The organism is Pseudomonas tremae (assembly GCF_001401155.1).
GTDB lineage: Bacteria > Pseudomonadota > Gammaproteobacteria > Pseudomonadales > Pseudomonadaceae > Aquipseudomonas > Aquipseudomonas tremae.
In genome coordinates, this window is the sequence record NZ_LJRO01000090.1 from 97,591 (window position 1) to 111,692 (window position 14,102).

General features: G+C 59.3%; 11 protein-coding genes and 1 pseudogene. 6 read left to right on the top strand and 6 right to left on the bottom strand.

All coding sequences use genetic code 11. The features are described 5' to 3' along the window. Window positions 1-362: 362 nt before the first annotated feature. The 4 genes from ALO43_RS07035 to ALO43_RS07050 form a co-directional block, all read right to left on the bottom strand. Window positions 363-1,319 (bottom strand): D-2-hydroxyacid dehydrogenase family protein, encoded by a 957-nt coding sequence (locus ALO43_RS07035; RefSeq protein ID WP_024669431.1) that lies wholly within the window; start codon window positions 1,317-1,319, stop codon window positions 363-365. A 35-nt stretch (window positions 1,320-1,354) separates the two neighbouring features. Next, window positions 1,355-2,008: a DUF1345 domain-containing protein gene (locus ALO43_RS07040; protein WP_024669430.1), complete on the bottom strand. Its 654-nt coding sequence runs from the start codon at window positions 2,006-2,008 to the stop codon at window positions 1,355-1,357. A gap of 143 nt (window positions 2,009-2,151) precedes the next feature. Beyond that, window positions 2,152-3,504, bottom strand: coding sequence for a glucarate dehydratase (gene gudD / locus ALO43_RS07045; RefSeq protein WP_054997298.1), 1,353 nt, complete (start codon window positions 3,502-3,504; stop codon window positions 2,152-2,154). Window positions 3,505-3,561: 57 nt separating this feature from the next. Further along, entirely contained in the window at window positions 3,562-4,887 is a 1,326-nt protein-coding gene (locus ALO43_RS07050) for an MFS transporter (RefSeq protein ID WP_054997299.1), read from the bottom strand. A 468-nt stretch (window positions 4,888-5,355) separates the two neighbouring features. Here ALO43_RS07050 and ALO43_RS07055 point away from each other — a divergent pair, with 468 nt between their 5' ends. Further along, entirely contained in the window at window positions 5,356-6,069 is a 714-nt protein-coding gene (locus ALO43_RS07055) for a FadR/GntR family transcriptional regulator (protein ID WP_005893942.1), read from the top strand. 8 nt (window positions 6,070-6,077) lie between these two features. Here the strand turns inward: ALO43_RS07055 and ALO43_RS07060 are convergent, their stop codons facing one another. Next, window positions 6,078-7,169: an alpha/beta hydrolase gene (locus tag ALO43_RS07060; RefSeq protein WP_053932769.1), complete on the bottom strand. Its 1,092-nt coding sequence runs from the start codon at window positions 7,167-7,169 to the stop codon at window positions 6,078-6,080. Window positions 7,170-7,415: 246 nt separating this feature from the next. On the opposite strand from ALO43_RS07060, the gene ALO43_RS07065 reads away from it, so the two are divergent. From ALO43_RS07065 to ALO43_RS07080, 5 genes and pseudogenes are all read left to right on the top strand, one after another. Continuing rightward, window positions 7,416-8,507, top strand: coding sequence for a CdaR family transcriptional regulator (locus ALO43_RS07065; RefSeq protein WP_054997300.1), 1,092 nt, complete (start codon window positions 7,416-7,418; stop codon window positions 8,505-8,507). 110 nt (window positions 8,508-8,617) lie between these two features. Next, on the top strand, window positions 8,618-9,757 hold the full coding sequence (locus ALO43_RS07070) for a glycerate kinase (protein WP_005893947.1): 1,140 nt from the start codon (window positions 8,618-8,620) through the stop codon (window positions 9,755-9,757). Between the two features lie 168 nt (window positions 9,758-9,925). Then, window positions 9,926-10,696: pseudogene (locus ALO43_RS32060) on the top strand (HAMP domain-containing protein); the annotation flags it as partial. Between the two features lie 15 nt (window positions 10,697-10,711). Further along, the gene (locus ALO43_RS32065) at window positions 10,712-11,551 is read left to right on the top strand and encodes a methyl-accepting chemotaxis protein (RefSeq protein WP_371903709.1); all 840 of its coding nucleotides are present in this window, start codon (window positions 10,712-10,714) and stop codon (window positions 11,549-11,551) included. A gap of 126 nt (window positions 11,552-11,677) precedes the next feature. Next, on the top strand, window positions 11,678-12,922 hold the full coding sequence (locus ALO43_RS07080) for a D-mannose isomerase (protein WP_024669426.1): 1,245 nt from the start codon (window positions 11,678-11,680) through the stop codon (window positions 12,920-12,922). Window positions 12,923-12,943: 21 nt separating this feature from the next. Here the strand turns inward: ALO43_RS07080 and ALO43_RS07085 are convergent, their stop codons facing one another. Beyond that, on the bottom strand, window positions 12,944-14,032 hold the full coding sequence (locus ALO43_RS07085) for an AbrB family transcriptional regulator (protein WP_005893951.1): 1,089 nt from the start codon (window positions 14,030-14,032) through the stop codon (window positions 12,944-12,946). Window positions 14,033-14,102 lie beyond the last annotated feature (70 nt).

Consider the following 14,102-nt stretch of genomic DNA (forward strand, 5'->3'; position numbering starts at 1 on the left):
AGCTCCCTGTTGGCAACGTTCATGAGACGTGCGGCCTTGTTTATTACAGCAGGTTTTTCTGTCGCACCCATCGAAAGGTCATAGGGCTGTTTTTCATCGCGCGTCTCTGTAAAGGGGTAAATTCGGCGGCGATGCTCAAGGTGTCAATTATCTATATCAAGTACTCAACAGTAAAATATATAAGTGTCGAGCGCCCTGAGTTATTGAATGTCGTTAATAATAAGAAGGCGTGAAAAGAGCGTTAAATAAATCAATGCCTGTGTTCGCCTTTTAGGGCGCGGCTAAGACTTTTAAATACTCCGCTCGTCACGCCAAACAGGTTCACGCACTGATCACGGCAGGTCAGGAAGACGCAGTGCACGTCACCCAAACACCCGAATCGGCGACCCCGCATGCCAGGCCAGAATGTCCTCGATCATCTGCCCATAGAACGTCCGGTAGTTGTTCTCGGTGACATAACCGATATGCGGAGTTGCCAGCACGTTATCCAGCGTGCGGAACGCATGGTCGGCGGGCAGCGGTTCGATGTCGAAGACGTCCAGCGCCGCGCCTGCGATCCTGTGCTGTTGCAGCGTCTCGATCAGTGCGGCCTGATCGATTATCGGGCCGCGTGACGAGTTGATCAGGTAGGCGCCTGGCTTCATCCAGCCCAGTGCTTCTGCATCCACCAGCCCACGGCTGCGGTCGCTGAGCACCAGGTGCACCGACAGCACGTCGGCCTGCTCGAACAATTGCTGTTTGCTGACATAAGTGACGCCCGATTCGGCTGCGGTTTCTGCGGTCAGGTTCTGGCTCCAGGCAATGACGTTCATGCCGAATGCCTGCCCATAACGCGCGATCCACTTGCCGATACTGCCCAACCCGAGGATGCCAAGCGTTTTGCCATGCAGGTCACTGCCCAGGCCGACCTGCCAGTTGCCAGCGCGCAGCGAATTGGCTTCGCTGACCAGATTGCGGGTGATGCCCATGATCAGTGCCCAGGTCAGTTCCGGAGCCGCATTTTTATAGCTTTCAGTGCCGCACACGACAATGCCCTGTCGTTTGGCGGCTGCCGTATCAATGGCAGCGTTACGCATGCCGCCAGTGACCAGCAACTTGAGTTGGGGCAGCTGGCTGAGCAGCGCTTCGTCGAACAGGGTTCGCTCGCGCATCACACAAATGATGTCGAACGCCTGCAGGCGCTGCACCATGGTCGGCGTGTCGGCAGGGTAGTCGTGCAAAAAACTCACGTCGCCCACTGAGTCGAGTGCCGACCAGTCCACCACGTCGCTCGCGACGTTCTGCCAGTCATCAAGCACGGCGATGTTCAATGGGGTCATGTCTGCAGTCCTCATGGTGAAGTTTGCTGAAAGGGTTAGTTGAACAGGCTGGCGGCAATGTTGATCGAGAAGCCCAGAATAGCTGTGTTGAAGACGAAGCAGATCAGCGATTGGCCCAGCACGACCTTGCGCATTTCACGCGTCGCCACGCCGACATCCGAGGTCTGAACCGCGACGCTGATGGTGAACGAGAAATACAGGAAGTCCCAGTAATCAGGGTGCTGCTCACCGCCGACAAATGCCAGCGCCGGCTCCTTGCCTTTCCAGGTGTAGAACACGCGCGCGTAATGCAGGCTGAAGATTACGCCGATCATCAGCCAGGAACCGATGACGGTCAGGCCGGTAAAGGCGTGATGAAGCATGCGGGCATCGCTGGAAAGCCCCTTGCTGCTCGCAATCTCGACGATGATTGCAGCCAGGCTGGCCAGCGCCGCGACGCACACCGTGACGAGGATGACGCCAGCGTTTTCGTCTTCCATCAGGGCGACCCGGCGGACATCCTGAGCATTGCTGCGCAGGGTGCGGACGAAAATCAGGATCAGGTACAGCCAGACGCCTGTGTCCCAGCCGGTCAATAAACTCTGCGTGAGTGTTGCCTGGGGTATAAGCCAGGCCCAGGCGATGCCAGCGGTCAGTCCAACCAGAGCTGCGAGAGTCAAGCGAGGGCGGGTGCGGGCGAGATGGCGCATGCGGTTTAGTCGTTACTGGATGTTGCGAGACAGTAGCACGGCCATTCGACGGGCCAAATCCGATTTGAAAAAAAACGGCGCGCAAGGGGGGTGCGCGCCGTTTGCCAGCATCGTGGCGAGTCAGCTTTGAATACAGGTTTGTTTCAACGCACCAGGCAAGGCTGTTTGTTGTTGAATTTCCAGTCGGCGATCAGAAACTGCATGGCCACGGCGTCGTTGCGTGCGCCTAGGCCCATGCCTTTATAGAGCTCGTGCGCCTTGGCCAACTGGTCCATGTCCAGTTCGACACCAAGCCCCGGCGTCTTCGGTACATCTACCTTACCGCCGACGATCTGCAGCGGGGCCTTGGTCAGGCGCTGGCCGTCCTGCCAGATCCAGTGAGTATCGATTGCCGTGATGTTGCCTGGCGCTGCGGCGGCGACATGGGTGAACATTGCCAGCGAAATATCGAAATGATTGTTGGAATGCGAACCCCAGGTCAGGCCCCATTCGTTGCACATCTGAGCCACCCGGACCGAGCCCTGCATGGTCCAGAAGTGCGGGTCGGCCAGTGGAATGTCCACCGATTGCAACTGAATGGCATGGCCCATTTCACGGCAGTCGGTGGCGATCATGTTGGTTGCTGTCTTAAGGCCAGTGGCGCGACGGAACTCGGCCATGACTTCGCGGCCGGAAAAGCCGTTTTCCGCACCGCATGGGTCTTCGGCATACGCCAGCACGTGATGTTGATCACGGCACAGGCGGATGGCTTCCTTGAGTGACCAGGCACCATTGGGGTCGAGGGTGATGCGCGCTTCGGGAAAACGCTCGGCCAAAGCGGTGACTGCTTCGATCTCCTGGTCGCCGCCTAATACGCCGCCCTTGAGTTTGAAGTCCTGGAAGCCGTAACGCTGGTGCGCTGCCTCGGCCAGACGCACTACTGCCTCGGGGGTGAGCGCTTCTTCATGGCGAATGCGGAACCAGTCGTTGTCAGCGTCGGGTTCGCTGCGGTAGGCCAGATCGGTCTTGCGCTGGTCGCCTACGTAGAACAGGTAGCCAAGCATCTCGACCTGGTCACGCTGCTGTCCTTCGCCCAGCAACGCCGCCACAGGGACTTCCAGGTATTGACCCAGCAAGTCGAGCAGCGCGGCTTCGAGTGCGGTAACCGCATGAATGGCGATGCGCAGGTCGAAGGTTTGCAGGCCGCGACCGCCAGAATCGCGGTCGGCGAAGGCCTTGCGTGCCTCGTTGAGAATCTTCTGGTAAGTGCCGATGCTGCTGCCGACCACCAGTGAGCGGGCGTCCTCCAGGGTCTGGCGGATAAGCTCGCCGCCAGGCACTTCGCCGACGCCGACGTGCCCGGAGTTGTCCTTGAGGATGACGATATTGCGGGTGAAATAGGGGCCGTGTGCGCCGCTGAGATTGAGCAGCATATCGTCATGCCCGGCCACCGGCACGATCTGCATTTCGGTAATGACGGGTGCCTTGCCGGTGATATTGGAGTGCTGAATGTCCATGGCGGGTCCTGTAAAAAGTACGGCCTTTGAATGCGGCCTTTAAAAACGGGCGGTCGTTCAGTGAGCTGCCGCGGTCTGGATCGCGGCGACCGGTGTCGCGCCCGGTTTGGGCGTGTTGCGCGCGGCAAAAACAATGATCGCGGCAATGATCGATGTCGCGGTCAGGCCATACAGGCCGCCCTGAATCGAGCCGGTGTGCTCTTCCAGCAGGCCGAATGTGGTAGGTGCCACGAACCCGCCGAGGTTGCCGACCGAGTTGATCAGCGCGATGACCGCAGCAGCTATTCGGGCATCCAGATACGCCTGAGGAATAGGCCAGAACAGTGAGGAGGCCGATTTGAAACCGAGGGCGGCGAAACAGATAGCCACGAAAGCAAAGATCGGACTACCGGTGGTAGACATGAACATTCCGGCGGCAGCGATCAGCAGGGCAATCGCGACCCACGCCTGCTGGCGTTTCCATTTGGCCGAAAGGGTTGCGAAGACGTACATACCGATGATCGACAGCAGCCACGGAATCGAGTTGAACATGCCCACTTCAAAATCGGTCATGTTGCCCATTTTCCTGATGATGCTCGGCAGCCAGAAGGTCGCTGCATAAATGGTTAACTGAATGAAGAAGTAGATCAGGCAGAACAGGATGATCTGACTGTCCTTTAGGAGCTGGCCGATAGACGACTTCACCGGCGTCGCCGCTTCACGGGCAGCTTGCTCGGCGTCGATGGCATTGACCAGCGCATCCTGTTCTTCACGGGTCAGCCATTTGGCATCGTGCGGTTTGGAGTCCAGCCAGAACCAGACGAAGAAGCACAGCCCGACCGAGAACATGCCTTCGATGAAATACATCCACTGCCAGCCTTTCAGGCCCAGGCCGGTGATTTGCAGCAGCAGGCCGGACAGCGGGCCGGAGATCAGAGAGGCGATGGCCGAGCCGCTGAGGAAGATGGCAATTGCCTTGCCACGCTCGACGCCGGGCAGCCAGCGGGTGAAGTAGTAGATCACCCCCGGAAAGAAGCCGGCTTCGGCCACGCCCAGCAGAAAGCGCAGGATATAAAAGTGCGTTTCGTTCTGGATAAAGGCCATGCAGGCGGCAACGATGCCCCAGGTGAGCATGATCCGCGTCAGCCAGATACGTGCGCCTACTTTTTGCAGCAAGATATTGGAGGGGACTTCGAACAGCGCGTAACCGATGAAGAACAGCCCCGCACCCAGCCCGTAGGCAGCAGCACCGATCCCCAGATCGTGCTCCATGTGCGAGCGCACGAAGCCGATGTTCACCCGGTCGATGTAATTGACGATAAACATGATGACGAATAGCGGCAGGACATGACGTTTGACTTTCGATACGGCTGAATTCAGCACCGAATCTGTGCCGTCGGCCATCCTGGAACTGGATGTGCTCACAGATGAATCTCCCACTCGTTGTTTTTATGCGGGTATGTGCAGGGTGTGTCCCGTGCATTGTCGGTCATCATACAAGTAAAAACCGGTTTCGCAATCCCCTCAATGTGGTTGATTCACATGTCTGATGAGCAAGCGATGGGCGAAAATTCTTGTCAATTTGAGACTGGTCAGAGGCTCGATTAATGGAGTTAATCTTATTTAAAACAATTAGATAGCTATTTTCTATAAGACTTTTCTCTTGCTGCTATGGATGATTTTTCCGATGCTTGACGGCACAAGTTACAATCAACGCTGAAACAATACGCTTTGACACGTCTAATCAGCTTGTAATACAAGTCGGACAACCGGTAGGGCTTTGAAACCGGGCTCTCCGCGCATTTGCTGTCGCTATGGCACTGTTCCAGGCCTGATGTGGCAGCACAATCAGACAAGTCAGGATTACTCGCCATGCAGGAACCTCTCAGTGCCGCGCCCAAGCGCCGTCAGCACAGCCTCGCCACGGATCTGGTCACCGAGTTGAGTCAGCGTATTTTGCTGGGCAAGATCGCGCCGGGTCAGAAGTTGCCGTCCGAAAACCAGATTGTTCGGGAGCATGGTGTCAGCCGTACCGTGGTCCGCGAAGCGATTTCCAGGTTGCAGGCTTCCGGTCTGGTGATCACTCATCATGGCATTGGCACCTTTGTGCTGGAGCGGGGCGATCAGACCGGTCTGCGCCTCAAGGTCGAAACCGTTTCCAGGGTGCGCGACATCATCGAACTGCGCATCGGGCTGGAAACCCAGGCCGTTGCCTTGGCCGCTGTGCGTCGTACCGATGAGCAACTGGCGGCCATGCGTCAGGCGCTGGACGATTACCAGAGCCTGCTGGCGAAGGAGGACAGCTGTGTCGAAGCCGACAAGCGCTTTCACATGCTGATCGCCGAAGCGACCGGCAACCCGTACTTCATGGAGATCATGCAGCATCTGGGCAGTGCGGTTATTCCGCGCAGCCGCATCGCCTCGAGCGAGAGGGCCGGCAACAACCTGGCGCATCAGGGGTATCTGGCCAACCTGGAGCACGAAGCGCTGCTCAGCGCCATTCGCCGCAAGGATCCTGACGCAGCCAGGGCCGCGATGTGGACACACCTGAGCAACAGTCGCGAGCGACTGGTGCCGATGGAGTAGGGCCGGCGCTAAGGTTGGGCATCGAGTACGCCGAGCATCACGTCGCTCTGCCACTCGAAATACGGGTTGAACGTCAGACGTGCGTGGATTTTGCCCGGCTCGGTGTAGCCCCAGTCCGAATACCACACGGGTTCGCCCGCCATGCATTTCGCGGTGTCCGGCGTGCTCTGGCCGTTCCAGCAGATACGCTGATTGCCCGCCACGCCATAGAGCGGGTTATCCGGCGAAAAAAGCATTCCCATGTGCGAAAAACGGCTGATGCGATAGTCCGGCAGGTAGTCCGTGCGCACCTCAACGCGAGGTTTCTTTGTGGTGCCCTCAGGCAGGTCGCCGTACCAGATCAGGCGGCTGGCCGGGTGGCTGAAACGCTGAAGGAAGTTGTCCAGCACATAATCGGTGTCCAGCACCGAATCGTGTTCGGCGATCGCGATGAACACGGGCTTTTCGTAGCGCTGTCGATGCAGGCGATTCTGTGCGAGCGCACTGCTGCGATAGAACTGGGCAAAACCGTTGGTGGGCACATTCATGTAGCGCACCGGGGTCTGCATGGGGCGCAGGCCGCCATCGGGTTTTGCCAGCCAGGGCCTGACCCAGCCGATCCATGGTGTCAGCCAGGCGTAGCCATTGTTGGAGCGAAATGCCGGTGAGAAGAGCACCAGACCGGCAATTTCGTCGTGATCATAGGCGTAGTCCAGAACCAGATTGGCGCCGGTGGAAAAACCGCCCAGGTAGACTTTGGGGACTTCCTGGCCGAGCAGTTGCGCCTGCTCGCGCACTACTTGCTGCCATTGCTCAAGGCTCACATTGAGCATGTCCTCGGGTTTGGTGCCGTGCCCTGGCAGCAGCACGGTGCGCACCAGAAAGCCCTGATCGGCGAGTTTTCGGGCGACATCGTGGAACGACCACGGCGAATCGCCCAGCCCGTGTACCAGCAGCACACCGGCCTTGATCGTCCCGTTTGGAGTCCATTGGCGTGGTGCATTCCAGTCAAGCTCCGCGCGGTGATCATCGGTCTGGAAAGTGCGCTGATTGCGGATCAGTTCGACGGTCCGTTGCCGGTAATCGTCGAAACGTGTGTCCGGTACGTCGTTGTCAGCCATTGAGGTGCAGGCTTGCAGGGTCAGCAGTGACAGCAAACCGGCGAGTCGGGATCTGATCAAATCTAGGGGCCTCATGCTGGGGAACAGTCGAAACGATCAATAAAGCATTGCAGTTCAACGCGGGCACGCCGTCAGGTACATCGCGCGCTGTGTCACTTTCAGGCACACTCGGATGCTCCATAACTTCAATAAAATGCATCCATATGCCGAACCATTGCAAGCCTTGCCCGGCGTCGGGAGCCTTTCATGTTTGCGCTTGATCGAGCGCTGGCGCAGGACATCGTCGCCCGGGCGATGGCCATTCTGCCTTACAACGTCAACGTCATGGACTACCTGGGCATCATCATCGGCAGTGGTGACCCGCATAGGCTGTGCACTCGTCATGAAGGGGCGCAAAAGGTCCTTGCCAGCAGTCAGGTTGTAGAAATCGACTCCCGTGCTGCCTTGCAACTGGGTGGCGTCAGGCCAGGAGTCAATCTGCCTTTGATGCTGGACCATCAACTGGTCGGCGTACTGGGCATCACCGGCGAACCGGATGAGGTTCGCGTGTATGGCGAGCTGGTGAAGATGACCGCCGAGATGCTCATGGAGCATCGTCGTCAGCAGGCTGGCCGTGAGTGGCGCGCACAACGCAGCGAGGACCTGCTGGCTCGCTTGCTGTTGCCCGATTGCCCCGAGAGCCTGGTGGACGAAGCGCGCCAGCTGGGGCTGCAACCGCATTTGCCGCGCCAGGTGGCATTGATCCAGTTCGACCCACAGGGTGCATTTGCCAGCCAGATCGCAAGCTGGCTGGGTTCGCGCTGCACCGACAGCTGGTGCGTACTGCGCGAGCCCGGTTTTCTGTACTGGTGTCGACCGGTGCCCAAGGAGCGGGACGACGGGCTGCTGCTCAAACAGATTAATGATCGCGGCTGGCCGGTATCACGCATCGCAACCGCCGCGCCATCCTCTGACTTGCCGGCATTACGGCATGCCTGCGTAGCAGCTCGGGATCTGCTGGATTACGCCGCTCAGGCCAGACCGGAGCAACGCATCCTGCATCTTGACGCGTTCCGTTTGCCGGTGCTGTTCTGGCGCTATCGTCACGATTGGCTGGCTGCGGAGATAGCCGAGCCGGTGGTGCGTTTGCAAAAACACCCGCAATTGCTTGATACCTTGTGCATGTGGTTCGAACACAGCGGCGAGAGCCAGACCTGCGCACAGGCGCTGGGCATTCATCGCAACAGCCTGCGTTACCGGCTGGAGAAAATTGCCGAACTGACCGATTGCGATCCGTACAAGACCGGTGACTTGCTGCGCCTTTACGTGGGTGCGCAAATGATTACCCGTCACCAATAAGCAGGGCTTTGGTCAAATGCCCGAGAAGCGCTGAGTATCATTGTGCGAAGCGCTGGCGGTAAAGCGGGCGCCGGATGAGAGCATGCGGGCACTGGATATGGAGAACAACAATGAAAATAGTGATTGCCCCCGACTCGTTCAAGGACAGCCTCAGCGCCCAGGCAGTTGCCGACGCAATCGCCAGCGGTCTGGCCGAAACCTGGCCGGATGCCGAACTGATCAAGTGCCCGATGGCCGATGGCGGGGAGGGCACCATCGAAGCGCTGCTAGCTGCCTGTAACGGCACACTGATGAGTGCCAGCGTCAGCGGACCACTGGGTGAACTGGTCGAAGCCCAATGGGGCTGGCTGGCCGACAGCAAGACCGCAATCATCGAAATGGCCATGGCCAGTGGTTTGCAATTACTGAGGCTTGACCAGCGTAATGCCTGCGTGACCAGCACAGAAGGCACCGGGCAGTTGATTCTTGCAGCACTGGACGCGGGTGCGCAGCGGGTCATTCTGGCCATTGGCGGCAGCGCGACCAATGACGCTGGCAGCGGCATGCTCAGTGCTCTGGGCGCGCGCTTTCTCGATGCCGATGATCAGCCGCTGCAGCCAGGCGGGCTTGCGCTTGCCGACCTGTCCCGTATCGACCTCGGCGGTTTTGATCCACGCTTGTCAGCCGTGCGCATCGAGATTGCCGCCGACGTCGATAATCCCCTGTGCGGGCCGAACGGCGCCTCGCATATCTTCGGTCCGCAAAAAGGCGCTTCGCCCGAACACGTCATGGCACTGGACGCCGCGCTCGGTTGCTTCGCCGACCACTCGGCGAAAATCCTTGGCCGGGACCAGCGCAACAGCCCGGGCAGCGGTGCGGCAGGGGGGATGGGCTTTGCAGCCAAGGCTTACCTGAATGCCTCGTTTCGAGCAGGGGTCGAAGTGGTTGCCGACCTGACCGGGCTTGAACAGCTGTTGGAGGGCGCTGATCTGATCATCACCGGTGAAGGCCGTTTCGACGCACAGACCCTGCGTGGCAAGACGCCTCTTGGCGTGGCGCGAGTCGCGCAGCGCCAGCAAGTGCCGGTGATTGTCCTGGCGGGAACGCTGGGCGAGGGCTACGAGCAGCTCTATGCGCATGGCATCGGCGTTGCCTTTGCCTTGGTCAGTGGGCCGATGAGCCTAGAGCAGGCCTGTCAGGATACTCGCCGCCTGCTGCATGATCGCGCGCGGGACATTGCCCGGCTTTGGCAACTGGCCGCAAGACATTGATGACAGCCCTCTGATCAGGGGCCCCACGCATGGCGACCGCACAGGATGACTAAAAAGCCTTAAGTTCACTGAACGCTCTAAAGAATTGTCGAGCAGCGACGATACGCTGGCGGTTGTCTGACAACTCCTCGCCCGACACCCCCCTCTAAATACAAAAGAGCACTGGTCATGAACTTACGCAAACTCACTATCGCTCGTCGCGCCGGCCTGGGGTTTACCCTGATATCGCTGCTGGTCGCGTTGCTTGGCTGGTTCGCGCTGGCGCAGATGTCGACCATTCGACAGAGCGAGGTGGCAGTGGAGACCAACTGGCTGCCCAGTATGCGGGTGGTCGGTGATATCCGGGAAATCATGCTGCGGATTCGTACCATCTCTCTGCGTATGGCACTGGATACCGATCCTGCGAGCATCCCGACCTATCGTGGGCAGATGGATGTGCGCCTGGGTGATCTGGGCAAGAAGCTGGACGTCCTCAAGACCTTTGTCGACACACCTGAAGAGAAAACCCTGACCGATCAGTTCATGGTGACAATGGGCCAATACCGCAGTGCGCTGGATCGCTCCTTTGTTCTCGCAGGGCAGGGCGACAGTGCCGGCCTGAACAAGCTGCTGCTGGTCGATATGAAACAGATCGTCGACGGCTCAGGCAAGCAGCTCAATGACCTCGCCGATTTTTATGTCACCAAAGTCGATGCGGAAGGCAAGTCGGCCGAAGCCCAGTACACCAAGTCGCGCGACATCGTCATCGCTTTTGTTGTCCTCGCCGCACTCTGCACCATCGGTCTGGCCCTGTGGCTGACGCGCAGCATCGTTCGTCCGCTGCAGCGTGCAGTGACGGCTGCCGAGCAGGTTGCCAACGGTGACCTGACCCACACCATCGAAGTTGATGGTGAAGACGAAGTCACCCGTCTGTTGCGTGCGCTGGCGATGATGCAGGTCAACCTGCGCGAAGCCATGCGACACATCGGCAGCTCGGCGACCCAGTTGGCGTCGGCAGCCACTGAACTCAACTCCGTCACTGAAGACAGCTATCGCGGATTGAATCAGCAGAATGCGGAAATCGATCAGGCCGCCACGGCGATCAACGAAATGACTTCGGCGGTAGAAGAAGTCGCTCGTAACGCCGTGTCCACTTCCGATGCGTCCAGTCAATCCAGCACCTCGGCACGTGCGGGCCAGGCGCGGGTGATCGAGACCGTGCAGTCTATCCAGACGCTGACTGACAACGTGCAGGCCACCTCAACCCTGGTGCAGAACCTGGCCAACCAGTCGCAGGATATCGGCAAAGTGCTGGACGTCATTCGGTCTATCGCCGAACAAACCAACCTGTTGGCGCTCAATGCGGCTATCGAGGCAGCGCGTGCCGGCGAGTCGGGTCGTGGCTTTGCGGTGGTGGCGGATGAAGTGCGGGCGCTGGCACACCGTACTCAACAGTCGACGCTGGAGATCGATTCGATGGTCGGCGCCATGCGCAGCGGTTCTGCGCAGGCGCTTGATTCGATGAATACCAGCCGTGACCGCGCCGACTCAACCCTGGCACTGGCGAAGGGGGCAGGTGAGTCTTTGAGTGAAATCACTTCGTCGATCAACCAGATATCCGAGCGAAATCTGGTTATTGCCAGTGCTGCGGAAGAGCAGGCGCAGGTGTCGCGTGAAGTCGATCGTAACATCGTCAACATTCGTGATCTGTCGATGCAGTCGACTCAGGGTGCCAACCAGATCAGCGCATCGAGCCACGAGTTGTCGCGTCTGGCGGCAGATCTGAATCAGGTGGTCTCACGCTTCAAAGTGTAAAACCCTACCTTGATACAGGTTGTGTCCGCTTGCCGCCGCTCGACCGTGCGCGCATTATGCCCACGGTCAAAATGACCATCGGTACAGTCTGGACACATACCTTATCGAAGGGGGTGGCATCGCGTCATGGACAATAACAATCATACCTTCAGCAGTTGGCTGCGCTCTCCAGCCCATCATCAATGGCTGGCACTGGAGGGTAACCGCCTGCTGGCTTTCGCCAAGGCCGCCAGGCTGGAAAACGGCTTCGGCAGTCTGGATGACTACGGCCGCCTGATGGTGGGTGCCACCGCTGAAACCATGAACACCGCGCGCATGACCCATTGTTTTGCAATGGCTCACGCACAAGGCATTCCCGGCTGCGCCGCGCTGGTCGATCACGGTATTGCTGCCCTGCAGGGGCCGTTGCGCGATGCCGAGCACGACGGCTGGTTCAACGCCGCGCTCGAAGACGGCGGGACAACCGGTAAACAGGCTTATCTGCATGCCTTTGTGGCACTGGCTGCCAGCTCGGCAGTCGTCGCACGTCGCCCTGGCGCGCAGGCACTGCTGTCCGACGCGATCAACGTGATCCAGACCCGTTTCTGGAGCGAGCAGGAAGGCGCGATGCGCGAGTCATTCGCGCAGGACTGGAGCGACGAAGAGCCCTATCGCGGTGCCAATAGCAACATGCACAGCACCGAAGCCTTTCTTGCTCTGGCAGACGTGACCGGCGACGCGCAATGGCTCGACCGGGCGCTGAGCATTGTCGAGCGGGTGATCCATCAGCATGCCGGCGCCAATGACTTTCAGGTCATCGAGCACTTTTCCCAAAGCTGGGAGCCGCTCGCCGATTACAACCGTGAAAACCCTGCTGATGGCTTTCGGCCTTTCGGCACCACGCCCGGTCACGCTTTCGAGTGGGCGCGTTTGCTGTTGCACCTGGAAGCAGCGCGGCGCCGTGCAGGGCGTGGCAATCCTGAATGGTTACTCGACGATGCGCGGAGCCTGTTCGCCAATGCCTGTCGCTACGGCTGGGACGTGGACGGTGCGCCTGGCATTGTCTATACCCTCGACTGGCAGAACACGCCCGTGGTTCGCCATCGCCTGCACTGGGTTCACTGTGAGGCGGCCGCCGCAGCCGCTGCATTGTTGCAACGCACCGGCGAGCAACAATACGAAGAGTGGTATCGCTGCTTCTGGGAGTTCAACGAAACCCTGTTCATCGACCATGAACACGGCAGCTGGCGACACGAACTGAACGAGCGCAACGAGCCGAGCGAGGATATCTGGCCAGGCAAGCCCGACCTGTACCATGCGTATCAGGCCACGTTATTGCCGGTACTGCCGCTTGCCCCCAGCCTGGCTAGCGCACTGGCGTCCCCAGCCTGACCGGGTGCAGAAGCAAAGGTGTCAGAGCGCAGGGATGCGTTTGTCTGTCAGGCGAATGATCTGTCGGGCTAGAAAGCTGCCCGTCAGAATCACGCCGAACAGGCGCAGGGTCTGCATGGCCAGCACAAAACCGACGTCTGCGTGAGTGTCGATTGCGATGATCGCCATTGTGTCCAGCCCGCCTGGGCTGGTAGCCAGGTAAACCGAGAGGTAGTCCTTGTCCATCATTACCGCGATCAGCCAGGCTGACAGCGCGCAAAGCACAATCAGCAGCAGCGAGGCCAGCACCATCATCGGCAGTCTTCTCCAGACGTATTGCACGGTAGGGCGATCAAAGCGCAAGCCGACGTAGCAGCCAATAGCGCCATAACCTATGGGCAGCAGCCAGTCCGGAATGGTGATTTGCATCACGCCGCTCAGTTGCAGCGCACCGCCCAGCATCAACGGTACCAGCAAGGCGCCCGCCGGCAACCTAGAGCCCAGCACTACGCCCGCCACGATAACCGCCAGGCTCAACCCCAGATCCACAAGGCTCAGGCTCTGTATGACAGCGTCGCTGACGTGCGCCTGTGCGCCGGAAACCGGGACGCCGATGAAATGGCTGACCAGCGCGCCGATGGTCACCACGCAGACCACTCGCACGTATTGCATCGTCGCCACAACGCGTGAATCGGCACCGTAGTCCTCGGACATGGCGACCATCGCCGAAGCGGCACCTGGTGAAGTACCCCAGGCCGCAGTGTTGCTGGGGATACCTGCAAAACGCACCAGTACCAGGCCGACTGCGGCACTGAGCATGACGGTGAGAATCGTCGCCAGCAACATGACTGGCCATGACTTCAGTGCCGTCAGCAGTACGCTGGCTGACATCGCATGGGCGATCAGCACGCCAACCGTGCCTTGACCCAGCTGAAACACTTTCTTGGGCAAACGAATCGTGGCGCCCGACACGCCGAAACCAATGGCTACCAGCATCGGGCCAAGGAACATTGCAGCAGGCATCTCAAACAGCTTGAGCAACTGCCCGGCAGCCCCAGCCAGCAGGATCAGGCCCGCCCATTGGACCAGCGGGGGAAGGGTGGGTATCGAAAAACGTGCCGCCTGTGACAAGGACGATCTCCTTGAGTGGTGTGGATTACAGGCATCAGTATCGACATCACAACCAATCAAGTCTATTTTC